The organism is Pseudomonas sp. GW821-FHT01C01 (genome assembly GCF_059422645.1).
The window spans coordinates 192,196-203,784 of sequence record NZ_JBWKXF010000006.1 but is presented as its reverse complement, the minus strand read 5'-3'; the positions used below and the strand labels follow the sequence as shown (position 1 = coordinate 203,784).

Here is an 11,589-nt window from a genome sequence, read left to right as displayed (position 1 = left end):
GCGTTCGGCGGCGAAGCCGTCGTAAACCCTGCGAACGCGGTATTCCTGAATACCGCGTCGTTTGATTTCACGACTGCTGCGCAGCCGAACGCAGCCTCGCGCTGCTCGGCAGCTGCTACGGCCGGTGGGGTTATGGCGGTTCTTGTGTGGCATCGACTATGGACCTGCGGCGCAGATCATTACAGATGCACCTGAATGCATAAAAACCGTATCAGAGCGCAGCAAATGGCCGCGGGCAGCACTCAAATCTGATCCGCATAAATGAAAGATTCCTGAGCCTGTTTTGTTTCCATCGGGTTTTCTACAGTGCACGGCATTGCAACCGTGGAAGCATTGAGCATGAGCACAACAACTATCGGACAGGCCTATAACTACAAGGTCGTGCGCCAATTCGTCGTGGCGACCGTGATCTGGGGCATCGTCGGGATGGCGATGGGCGTGTGGATCGCCTCACAACTGGTGTGGCCGCAGATGAACCTCGATCTGCCGTGGACCACCTTCGGTCGTTTGCGCCCGTTGCACACCAGCCTGGTGATTTTCGGGTTCGCCGGCAGCGCGCAATTCGCCGCCAGTTATTACGCGGTGCAGCGCACCTGTCAGGTGCGACTGTTCTCGGACAAACTCGCCGCCTTCACCTTCTGGGGCTGGCAGTCGGTCATTGTGGTGATGCTGGTCACCCTGCCGCTGGGCTATACCACCACCAAGGAATACGCCGAGATCGAGTTCTCCGGCGCGGTGTGGATGACGGTGGTCTGGGTCGCTTATGCCATCGTGTTCTTCACCACCGTGGTGCAGCGCAAGACCAAACACATCTATGTCGGCAACTGGTTCTTCGGTGCGTTCATCGTGGTCATTGCGATGCTGCACGTGGTCAATCACCTGTCGATTCCGGTGGGCTGGTTCAAGTCCTACCCGGTGTACTCCGGGGCCACCGACGCCATGGTCCAGTGGTGGTACGGACACAACGCCGTGGGCTTTTTCCTGACCACCGGTTTCCTCGGCATGATGTATTACTTCGTGCCGAAACAGGCCGGACGGCCGGTGTATTCCTATCGCTTGTCGATCGTGCATTTCTGGGCGCTGATCACCCTGTACATCTGGGCCGGCCCGCACCACTTGCACTACACCGCGCTGCCGGACTGGGCGCAGTCGCTGGGCATGGCCATGTCGCTGATCCTGCTGGCGCCGAGCTGGGGCGGAATGATCAACGGCATGATGACGCTGTCCGGCGCCTGGCATAAGTTGCGCACCGACCCGATCCTGCGTTTTCTGGTGCTGTCCCTGGCGTTCTACGGCATGTCGACCTTCGAAGGGCCGATGATGGCGATCAAGACGGTCAACGCCCTCTCCCACTACACCGACTGGACCATCGGCCATGTACACGCCGGCGCCCTCGGCTGGGTGGCGATGATCACCTTCGGCGCGACATACCACATGATCCCGAAAGTCTTCGGACGCGAGCAGATGCACAGCGTCGGCCTGATCAACGCGCACTTCTGGCTCGCCACCATCGGCACCGTGTTGTACATCGCCTCGATGTGGGTCAACGGCATCACCCAGGGCCTGATGTGGCGTGCAATCAACGACGACGGCACCTTGACCTACTCGTTCGTCGAAGCCCTGCAGGCCAGCCATCCGGGATTTGTGGTGCGCTTGGCCGGCGGTGTGTTCTTCCTCACGGGCATGTTGTTGATGGCCTACAACGTGTGGCGCACGGTGCGGGTATCGGACGTGGCGATGGTGGAACGTGAGGCGCAGATAGCCTGATGACGGAAGTCATGCTGAACCTGCTGGGTATGGTGTTTCTGTGGTTCGCCATCGAATGCTGCCTGCGCCACCAGACCACCGAGAGCCTGGATGACGCCAGTCTGATCCCGTTTGCCGATGACCCGGAGGTGGCACGGCGGGTGGAGGCGGCTACCGGGAAGACCATCAATGCAGTGGCGCCCGAAGAGGCGAAGCCGGGCTGGGGAAACATCGATATCTGATGCAACACCGATCACTGTGGGAGCGGGCTTGCTCGCGAAGGGGACCTGCCAGCCGACATTGATGTTGAATGTCAACCCGCCTTCGCGAGCAAGTCGGATCGCCGCACCGCCGCTCCCACATGGGTTATTTATTGTTCACACAGTTGGAACCCGTCAGACACGATCCCGGGGGATCAAAACCTGTAGCTGCTGCGCCAGAAAATCCGCATCGAACGCAAAGGTATCCGGGTCCTTCAAGCCATTGGTCTTGCGCCACTGCCAGGCGTTCGACGGCGGCAGGCACACCAGCGAAACGCTGCCATAGCGCGCGGCGGTAAAACCCATCACTGCCAGGGAAATCTGCCCACCGGCGCCCATCACATCCGGCACGAATTCCACCGGTTTGCCGGCAATCGCAATGGACAGTTTCTCGGTCTTGAACGTCGACGTCTCGACCGGCACGCTCGGCCCGGACGCAACATAGGCTTCGCGCTTCACCTCCAGCAGATTCGGCGCCAGCACCGGCTCCAGCCATTGCTGGATCTGATCGAACAGGTCGCCGATGCGCGTCGCCCACTCGGCCGATTGCGCCTCAAACACTTGTTTTTTGTGCGCTTCGCTTTCTGCGTAGTGGCGAAGCATCTCGCCCAGTTGCCGTACGTCGTCCATTGCGGTGTTCCTTTGGTTGCAGCGGTACTGCGGACTTCGAGCATGGCAGATGCGCGCTACAGGCGTACGACTAAAAGCGCGAACGGTACTGGCTGGGGGTCATGCCCAGGTGTTTGCGAAAGGCGCTGCCCATGTGGGACTGGTGGGCGAAGCCGGCCTCCAGGGCGATGTCGGCCAAGGGTCGGTCGGTGCGTTCGATCATCCGCCGCGCCGCTTGCAGCCGCATTTCCACGAGATAAGCATGGGGCGTGAGGCCGGTGTACCGGGCGAAGTCGCGCAGCAAGCGCAGTTCGTTTTGCCCGTAGGTCGCCGCCAATTGCTCCAGTGTCAGCGGTTCATCAAACTGTTCGGCGATCTGCTCCAGCACGCGGGTGAATGCCTTCGGCGCGACACACCGGGACATATTCGCCGTACCGTTGCCCAGTCCAACCAGCCCCATTGCACATTGTTCAAGCGCCAGCGTATCTGCTTGAGGTGCTAGCAGCAGGCGCCGCAACTCCCGCCCCAACATCAACGCCTGCCGGTTACCGGCCGACTGCACGCGGTGATTGACCACCGGTAAATTCTGCTTGGCCAGTGGGTCGTCCAGGCGCAGTAGCAGATATTCGCCGCCGGTGGTCGATTCGGAAAAAACCTCCACGCCGATCGGGGTGTACGCCAGCACGCCGGGCAAAGTATCGAAATCGACCCGGTGGTCCGAATCGATCGCGTGTACGCCCTGCTGGCGCTCCAGGGTCACGCCGAGGGTTTGCCATTGCGCAGGATCGCGCGCGCTGTACGCCGCCCGGGGCAACAGCTGCACATTGAGCCGACCGCCCAGCAGATCCTGGCTCAGTACCGTGGGCATGTGAAATTTCCTGATAGATCGAAGCGAAGATCCACGGGACACTCTCGAAAAGGGTTACCAACAACAGGAGCACACCATGCGCACCATCGGCCTGATCGGCGGCATGAGCTGGGAATCCAGCGCCGAGTATTACCGCCTGATCAACCAACAGGTTCGCGACCGCCTCGGGCCGTTGCGTTCGGCGAAATTGCTAATGTACAGCGTCGACTTCGGCCCTGTCGAACAGGCCCAGCACGCCGGTCGCTGGGACGATGCGGCGTTGATCCTGGTGGATGCAGCGCAGCGTTTGCAGGCGGGCGGCGCCGATTGCGTGGTGTTGTGCACCAACACCATGCACAAGGTCGCCGGGCAGATTCAGGCCGCCATCGACATTCCCTTCCTGCACATCGCCGATCCGGCCGCTCAGGCAGCGGTCGAAGCCGGTGCCTTGAAGGTGGGTTTGCTGGGAACCGCGTTTACCATGGAACAGGACTTCCTCAAGGCTCGCCTCGCTGCCCGGGGCTTGACGGTGCTGGTGCCGGAGGCCGAGGAGCGCCAGGCCGTGCACCGGATCATCTACGACGAGTTGTGCGTCGGCGTGATCAGCGAAGCCTCGCGCCAGGTGTATCAGCAGGTGATCAAGGCGCTGACTCAGCGCGGCGCCCAGGCGATCATCCTTGGCTGCACGGAAATTGGTTTGCTGATCAAACCCGAACACAGCGCCCTGCCCTTGCTCGACACCACCGAGCTGCATGCGCAAGCTGCGGTGGCGTTCGCCCTGGGCGACTGACTCAACCGGCCTTGGGCGTGCGACGCAGGCGCGCCATGCTCAAGGTGTCCACCAGCACGCCATCGCGTACGGCGTAATCACGCAACAGGCCTTCGGTTTCGAAGCCGAACCTGCGATACAGCGCAATGGCCGCTTCGTTGTCGGCGTACACCGAAAGCTCGACGCGATGCAGGTTCATCCAGTTATCGGCGATATCCAGCGCCGTCGCGAGCAGTTTGGAGCCCACGCCCTTGCCCTGCCAGGCGACCGCAACGCCCATGCCGAAACTGCCTGCATGGCTGCGGCGAATGCGTGAGAACTGCTCCAGGCCAATGTTGCCGATGACTGTGCCTTGATGCAGGGCCACCACTTTCACCAGGCGTTCGTTATCCAGCGCCAGGCGACTGCGCCAGAGTTCGGTGGACTGAAACGGCATTTGCAGGGTTTGACGGGCGATTGCGGGGTCGTTGTACAGCGCCGTAATGCCTTCGATATGGGATTCGTTGAAGCGTTCGAGGGTGATGACGGGATCGGTGGCTGGCATGGGTGAATCATCCTTGAAGCAGACATGGCCGTTCACTCTATAACGCTTCCTTCCAGTGTGGCGAGAACCAATGTGGGAGCGGGCTTGCTCGCGAAGGCGCCATCACATTCAACGTTGAAGGTGTCTGGTCAACCGCTTTCGCGAGCAAGCCCGCTCCCACATTTTGATCGCACTCACCTTTCAAACCACTCCCGGCGCTCGCCGAAGGTGTTTTCGATCAATTCGACGATCATCCGTACCTGCGCATCGTCCTCGGATTGAGCATTGACCGCCATCCACACTTGACGCTGCATCGGCCGGCCAAACAAGCCCGGCAAGGCAATCAGCCCGCGATCGAAGTGACTCATGTAGTGCGGCAGCAGGCCGATGCAGGCGCTGCAACGGATCATCTCCAGCATCAGCTCGTAGGATTGCAGATGCACCACCCCGGCCAGGCGTTCATCCACCAGTGCATTCCATGGCTGGAAGCTTTCAACCTGGCAGTCCTGTCGCCATTGCACCAGGAGAAAATCGGCCAGTTCATCCAGGCGTTCCGGCCTGGAAGCCACCCGCGAGTAGCGCTTGGCAATGTGCGGCAGGTAATCCAGTTGCGCCAGAGGCCGGGGTTCGGTGGTGGCAAAGCTTGGCCCCGGTAACGGCGATGCGGTTTTGCCCAGCCACACCACCACGTCGGCGCTGGCCGCTTGCAGGGATAATTCGCTGTCGATTGTAATGATGTCCAGGCGCACGCGGGCATTGCGCCGCAGCAGTGCAACCAGGTCACGACCAAGAATGTCATGCAGGATCGGGTCCGCCACGGCCAGCCGAATCAACGGCTGCTCGATCACCGGCAAATCGCGCTCATGGGCCAGGGCGATCAACTGTGCGTGCAAGCGCAAGCCGTCGCGGCTGAGGCTGAAGCCATTGTCTGAATGATTGAACAGCGAACACTGCAGCTGCGCTTCCAGCAGCACCAATTGCCTGCGCAGACGGGTGGCCTTGATGTTGAGACTGCGGGCGGCCTGCATGAAACAACCGCAGCGGGCGCTGACGGTGAAATACAGCGCCAGTTCGGGGTCGAGCCCTGCAGCCAACTGGCGCCAGGACGCGTTTTTATCGATGGCGATACGATACTCGGCAGCCCCCTGGTGGGCGCTGGTTTCCATGACTGACATCGAGGACTCCCTGTCGACCTTGCAATGACAGTTGCATCCTGCGGATCGTTCATGAACCTGCTGTGACAATGACTCAGGCGCTGGGTGTTTGCCGAAAGCTCACGGCCAGGCGATTCCAGCTGTTGATGGTGGTGACGGCGATGGTCAAGTCGACCAATTCGCTTTCACTGAACTGCTCCCGGGTTTGCACGTAGACATCGTCCGGCACGTGGCTTTCGGAGAGCAAGGTGACCGCCTCGGTCCAGGCCAGCGCAGCTCTTTCCCGCGGATTGAAGAAGTTACTGTCACGCCAGACCACGAGGGAATACAGGCGCCGATCGCTTTCGCCCAGGCGCCTGGCATCCACCGAGTGCATATCGGTGCAAAAAGCACAGCCATTGAGCTGCGAAGCACGAATCTTGATCAGGTGCAGCAGGCCCTGCTCGATGCTCAGGCTGCTGGTCAGAGCCTCCATGGCGATCATGGCTTTCATCGCTTTGGGGGACGCGCTGTAGTAATCCAGACGGGGGTTCATGGAGCGATCTCGTGCAACCGTGATGTGATCCTCACGGTAGTCGCTGGCGCGGGGGCATGACAGATCCAATTCGGCGAATTCCCCGTGGACCACCGCCACCAGACCAATCGACGGTTTTTCCACTGCACAACTTCTGCACCACCGGCGGATAAGGGTAATCTTGCGCGACGCACACGCGCCTCAATCGCCCCGGAGCCTCGCCGGTATGGAACTACATGTTGTCATCAACGGTCGCAAGGACCTGGCCGGCCAGCTGTACAACCAACTGCGCAGCGCCATCGAGTCCGGTCGCCTGGCCGCCGGGACGCAACTGCCGCCCAGTCGTTTGCTGGCCGAACAATTGGGTATTTCGCGCAAGACCATATCCGATACCTACGCCCAGCTGACCTACGAAAACTTCCTCACCGGGGTGGTCGGCAAAGGCACCTACGTCAACGCGCGCACTTCGAAAGTGCAGCGTAAACAAAGCCATTGCGAGCTCGCCGGTTTCGAGGTGATCGAATCCTGGCGAAATCTGCCAGTGTTTCTGCGTCACCCGACCCTGGAAGGCTCACTGCGCTACGACTTCATCGGTGGTGCGACCAGCAAGGGCCAGTTTCCCCAGGATGACTGGCGGCGTTGCACCTCCCATGCACTGCGCCAGATTGCCGGTTCCAAGGGTTTCTACAGCTTGCCCGAGGGACTGCCGGCCTTGCGCAACGCCATTGCGCGGCACATCGCGTTCTCCCGTGGGGTCAATTGTCAGGATGAGGATGTGGTGGTGTGCAATGGTGCGCAGCAGGCGCTGGACCTGATCGCCCGCGTGCTGATCAGTCCGGGCAGCCTGGTCGCCATGGAGGACCCCGGCTACCCGCCCGCGCGCCTGCTGTTCGGCACCCATGGCGCCACGGTGATTGGCGTGCCGGTGGACGCCGAAGGCATTGTGGTGGACAAAATCCCGCGCGGCACGCGTCTGATCTACGTCACCCCTTCGCACCAGTTCCCGCTGGGCATGCCGATGAGCCAGGCGCGCCGGGTGGCACTGCTGGCCAAGGCCCATGAGTTGGGCGCGATCATCATCGAGGACGACTACGACAGCGAATTCCGCTACGAGGGCCGTCCCACCGACTCCCTGCAAAGCATGGATGAACGCGGGGTCGTCGCTTACGTCGGGACTTTTTCCAAAACCCTGCTACCCGAACTGCGCCTGGGCTATGGGATTTTGCCACCGGCGATCCTTGAGGCCGTGGTGCGCGCCAAGCAACTCACCGACCTGCACACTTCGACCCTGCCGCAATGGGCGCTGGCCAAGTTCATCGCTGAAGGCTGCCTGCTCAAGCACATTCGGCGCTGCCATACGATCTATGCCGGCCGCCGCGAGCGGATCCTGGCGCGCATGGCCGGCGACCTCTCGCCGTGGCTGGAGGCGGTGCCGACCACTGCCGGCTTCCACATGGTGGTGATGTGCAAAGTGCCGCTGGATATTCCATTAGTGATCGAACTGGCGAAAAAAGTCGAAGTCGGGCTCTATGCCATCGACAGCTTTTTCTATCAGGAAACGCCCAGGGCCGGGCTTTGGTTCGGTTTTGGCGCCATCGAAACCCTCGACATCGACATCGCTCTGGACCGTTTGCGCGACATCCTGCAACAGGTGGCCTGACGGATTGGCCTGCCGCTTTATCCGGCGATTGGCTATTGGCGGTCCCGGGGTGCAGGCCTATCCTGCATAAGCGTTATCCCTCAATGAGCAGGATTCGTCCGGCCTGATTCAGGAGTGTGAGCAATGTCCTATGAAGTGATCAATACCGTACAGGTACAGGCCGCCGCCGGCCGTTCGGATGAACTGGGCAGGCAATTGCAGAAGATTGTCGAAACCCTGCGTGAACTACCGGGCTGCGATTCCTATATGGTCGACCGCTGCCCAGAGGACACCAATCGCTGGACCGTCAGCGCCCACTGGCAATCGGAAGCGGCCATGCGTTCGCATTTCAACTGCCCCGAAGTCCAGGGCTTCATCGGCCTGATCGATAGCCAACTGGCCAATGCCGTGGACTTCAACAGCTTCCCGATTGTTTAACCGATACCTGTGGCGAGGGAGCTTGCTCCCGCCGGGCTGCGAAGCGGCCCCAAAACCGGTACACGCAAAGGGTCAGGCAGACCGCGTTTACCGGTTTTGCGTCTGCTGCGCAGACGAGCGGGAGCAAGCTCCCTCGCCACAATTCATTCTCCGTTCCCCGAAATCGTCTGCAATTGGTCCCCCCGCCTTCCCGAATATTGGCTGTTTAACCTCTACTGCTTGCGCACTATTGTTGTTTTCGACAACTAACCCACGCAGGTAAAGATCCATGAATGTATTGCGCTTTTGTGCTGCCCCCCTTGCTGCCTTGGCCCTGATGGTCTGCACATCGGCTTTTGCCCATGACCCGTCGGAAAAGGTCACCATCCTGCAGGACGAGATGTTGAAAAACGTCCCCGGTAAAAAAGCGCTGATGATCGAAGTCGATTACGAGCCCGGGCAGTCCTCCATCGCCCACAAGCACGAAGGTACCGCCATGGCTTATGTCCTTTCGGGAGAGATCATTTCCCAAGTCAAAGGCGAGGCGGCAAAAACCTACAAGGCCGGTGAGTTCTGGTATGAACCGGCCGGGTCGGAACACATGGTGTCGAAAAACGCCAGTGCGACCAAGCCAGCCAGGCTGCTGGTGTTCATGGTATTGGCGCCGGAGGAAAAAGTGCTGATCCCTTTGGAAAACTGATGGCTGAACGTACAGCTATAAATAAAAAGGCTCGAATTCGTGATTCGGGCCTTTTTATTTCCTCACGCAATTAACCGAAAACTTTTAAATCAAACAAAACTATTAGTCGCCTGATCAGGACGGATATTGGCCATTTAAATAAATCATCCAGGGTTTAGTCTTTAGTCACCGCCGGCACAACACCGGCAACTTTAACTTTCGACTGAAGTTGATTCACTGGAGAAACACCATGAAACTTGTGCTTGCCAGTACGTTGACCATGGTTGTTGTTTTAACCGGTTGCTCGATCCCCACTGCGCCGACAGCGGTTTCTTCGCTGAACGGTATCTTTACCGAACCGGTAGGCCGCAGCGCTGCCACCCGTATCACCAACGGCAGCCATGTCTCGCTGGGCATCGTCTACAGCCAGAATACTCAAACCAACCGCGCCTACCTTCGGGACTACCAGGCCAACGCCGGCACGGGTTTCGGCCAGAGCCTGCTGGTGCAGCCGATTCATGACGCCTACGTAGCCACTTCCAGGCCGGACCTGGCCGTGGATTGGGTCAAAGCCTCGCTGCAGCGGCAATTCGGCTCGGTTACCGTGTATCCGGACATGCAGAGCCTCAGGGCGGCGAAACCGGATGTGATGGCGGTGGTCGACACCCGCAGTCAACTGATAACGTCGCGCAGTTCCGACATACAGGCGGATGTCAGTGCGGACTTCTATGACAAAAACTTCAATTACATCGGTACTGCAAAAGGTCACGATGCAAAAGCGCTTAGTCCGGTCTGGGCGGACTATAAACGTAGCGAAGATATAGTTGCGGACATTAATGAACAACAGAACGTACAAGTCAGGGCGCTGCAAAAGTTTGACCAGTCGCTCAGCAATTTACTGACCAGCCCGACAAGTAATGTGTCGATGAACACTGAAAAAACTTCAGTCTTCAAGTAATTAATGGGTGTTTATATCCCCATCGCGGGCAAGCCCGCTCCCACAGTTGATTTGGTGTACATGGGTGGTGCGTACAACACAAATCACTGTGGGAGCGGGCTTGCCCGCGAAGGCGTCAGACCAGTCACCGCAAACACAAACTCAAAAAGTCACCGTGCTCACGGGGTTTTTCGTGTACTCAAGCCACTTTTCTCTGTAGCGACACTTGGTTGTAGTAGCTGATCAGATCCACCGTTTGTGCACCGGCCATGGCGGTCTGAACCTGAGCCGAGGACATGCCGTATTGGAGGTTGGCGTTGTTGACCTGCAAATCCAGCTGCAACGAGCCCGCTTGCGCATAGGAGTCGTTCCATTCACTGATGGCTTCATTGACGTCATTGAGTACTGCAGAGAAGTTGCTCGCGCCGGCGTCAGATATGGCGGTCCGGATGTCGGTTACCGCAGCGTTGACATCGTTTTCAAGCGTTTGCCACTCAGCTAAAACCGCCTGGAGGCTCGCCTCAATGGCCACCGACTGAGCAGCCATATCGGCAAAATTGTGCGCCAGCACATGCAATGTTGCGACATCGGCTGTGATGCCTTGGATGGTGGCAAGGGTCGCGGTAATCGTCGCCTTGTCAGCCTCGATTTGCTTGGCATCCAGCGCAATGTAGGTACTGGCAACCGCAATCGCCGGGCCAAGCATAAACCATACAAGCGCACCAACAGGCCATAGGGCGATCGTCGCCACAACGCCCAACGTCAAGGCCACACCATCAGCAATACCGAGCGCAATAATGGCTGCAGTGAGGCTCTTTATATCCGCCTTGAGCTGATCGATTTGAGCATTGAGCGTGTCGATTTGGGCTTGGTCAGCATTGGCATCGACCGTCGATTTGTCAGCGATGCTTTGAAGCTGAGCGGCCATATCAGGCAACGTATCGCTCGATTTTTGCAAGGCACTGATGGCCCCACTGATGAAAGAAGTCACCAACCCCAGCTGGCCAGTGAGCGTGGTCAGATCCTGATTGAGTGCCGCCAAAGCAACCTGATTAGAGGGTTGAGCGACGAGAGTCTGGCTCTGATTTTTAGCATCCTGAAGCACCTGACTGATCACTGCGTTATAGCCAATGACGTCCTGCGGAACGTTGAGCAAGCGGGCCATCACCGTGTTAACCCAATTCAAGGCATCGCCATTAGCCGCTTCAAAAGCGCTAACGAACGCCGGCCAGTCTGGCGGCACCTGGTTGAGGGTGGGCAGGCTTGATCCCAGGACACTGGTCATTACGGTGTTAACCGCGACCACGTTCTGTTTGTAGTCAGACTGCACTTGGGCGAGAGAAACAGTGTTTTTGCGGATGGCATGAGCGAGGGACAGCATGATGTATTGCTCCATTTGATTGCTGCGGGTGGGTGATCCATCAACTGCAACCAAGAGTAGCGATACCAAAATTTGGCATAGGAATAATTGGATTTATCGATAAGAACCAAAGGA

The 11,589-nt window shown here is 58.9% G+C and carries 13 protein-coding genes; 7 read left to right on the top strand and 6 right to left on the bottom strand.

The annotated features are described in order from the left end of the window. Positions 1 to 339: 339 nt before the first annotated feature. Together ccoN and AC07XF_RS06705 are read left to right on the top strand one after the other, a co-directional pair. Positions 340 to 1,767, top strand: coding sequence for a cytochrome-c oxidase, cbb3-type subunit I (gene ccoN / locus AC07XF_RS06710; protein ID WP_495025884.1), 1,428 nt, complete (start codon positions 340 to 342; stop codon positions 1,765 to 1,767). Further along, entirely contained in the window at positions 1,767 to 1,988 is a 222-nt protein-coding gene (locus AC07XF_RS06705; RefSeq protein WP_495025883.1) for a cbb3-type cytochrome c oxidase subunit 3, read from the top strand. The genes ccoN and AC07XF_RS06705 overlap by 1 nt, the downstream gene beginning before the upstream one ends. A 153-nt stretch (positions 1,989 to 2,141) precedes the next feature. On the opposite strand, the gene AC07XF_RS06700 is transcribed toward AC07XF_RS06705, so the two are convergent. After that, on the bottom strand, positions 2,142 to 2,636 hold the full coding sequence (locus AC07XF_RS06700) for a hypothetical protein (protein WP_495025882.1): 495 nt from the start codon (positions 2,634 to 2,636) through the stop codon (positions 2,142 to 2,144). 70 nt (positions 2,637 to 2,706) lie between these two features. After that, positions 2,707 to 3,483, bottom strand: a complete 777-nt coding sequence (locus AC07XF_RS06695) for a helix-turn-helix domain-containing protein (RefSeq protein WP_495025881.1) — start codon at positions 3,481 to 3,483, stop codon at positions 2,707 to 2,709. Positions 3,484 to 3,559: 76 nt separating this feature from the next. Between AC07XF_RS06695 and AC07XF_RS06690 the strand changes: the two genes are divergently transcribed. Further along, positions 3,560 to 4,252 carry an aspartate/glutamate racemase family protein gene (locus AC07XF_RS06690; protein ID WP_495025880.1) on the top strand — a complete coding sequence of 231 codons (693 nt, stop codon included), beginning with the start codon at positions 3,560 to 3,562 and terminating at the stop codon, positions 4,250 to 4,252. Between the two features lies 1 nt (position 4,253). On the opposite strand, the gene AC07XF_RS06685 is transcribed toward AC07XF_RS06690, so the two are convergent. The 3 genes from AC07XF_RS06685 to AC07XF_RS06675 form a co-directional block, all read right to left on the bottom strand. After that, positions 4,254 to 4,775, bottom strand: a complete 522-nt coding sequence (locus tag AC07XF_RS06685; protein ID WP_495025879.1) for a GNAT family N-acetyltransferase — start codon at positions 4,773 to 4,775, stop codon at positions 4,254 to 4,256. Positions 4,776 to 4,948: 173 nt separating this feature from the next. Next, positions 4,949 to 5,929: a LysR substrate-binding domain-containing protein gene (locus tag AC07XF_RS06680; protein ID WP_495025878.1), complete on the bottom strand. Its 981-nt coding sequence runs from the start codon at positions 5,927 to 5,929 to the stop codon at positions 4,949 to 4,951. A gap of 73 nt (positions 5,930 to 6,002) precedes the next feature. Continuing rightward, positions 6,003 to 6,443, bottom strand: a complete 441-nt coding sequence (locus AC07XF_RS06675; protein ID WP_495025891.1) for a carboxymuconolactone decarboxylase family protein — start codon at positions 6,441 to 6,443, stop codon at positions 6,003 to 6,005. A 205-nt stretch (positions 6,444 to 6,648) separates the two neighbouring features. Here AC07XF_RS06675 and pdxR point away from each other — a divergent pair, with 205 nt between their 5' ends. The 4 genes from pdxR (at position 6,649) to AC07XF_RS06655 (ending at position 10,115) form a co-directional block, all read left to right on the top strand. Beyond that, positions 6,649 to 8,082 (top strand): MocR-like pyridoxine biosynthesis transcription factor PdxR, encoded by a 1,434-nt coding sequence (pdxR, locus tag AC07XF_RS06670; protein WP_495025877.1) that lies wholly within the window; start codon positions 6,649 to 6,651, stop codon positions 8,080 to 8,082. A gap of 123 nt (positions 8,083 to 8,205) precedes the next feature. After that, entirely contained in the window at positions 8,206 to 8,499 is a 294-nt protein-coding gene (locus AC07XF_RS06665) for an antibiotic biosynthesis monooxygenase family protein (RefSeq protein WP_442096585.1), read from the top strand. Positions 8,500 to 8,767: 268 nt separating this feature from the next. Further along, complete coding sequence (locus AC07XF_RS06660; protein ID WP_495025876.1) at positions 8,768 to 9,178, top strand: cupin domain-containing protein; 411 nt, start codon at positions 8,768 to 8,770, stop codon at positions 9,176 to 9,178. A gap of 229 nt (positions 9,179 to 9,407) precedes the next feature. After that, on the top strand, positions 9,408 to 10,115 hold the full coding sequence (locus AC07XF_RS06655; RefSeq protein WP_495025875.1) for an ATPase: 708 nt from the start codon (positions 9,408 to 9,410) through the stop codon (positions 10,113 to 10,115). Between the two features lie 178 nt (positions 10,116 to 10,293). Here AC07XF_RS06655 and AC07XF_RS06650 read toward each other — a convergent pair whose 3' ends face one another. Beyond that, a complete protein-coding gene (locus AC07XF_RS06650) occupies positions 10,294 to 11,475 on the bottom strand; it encodes a hypothetical protein (protein ID WP_495025874.1) in 1,182 nt (393 codons plus the stop codon). Positions 11,476 to 11,589 lie beyond the last annotated feature (114 nt).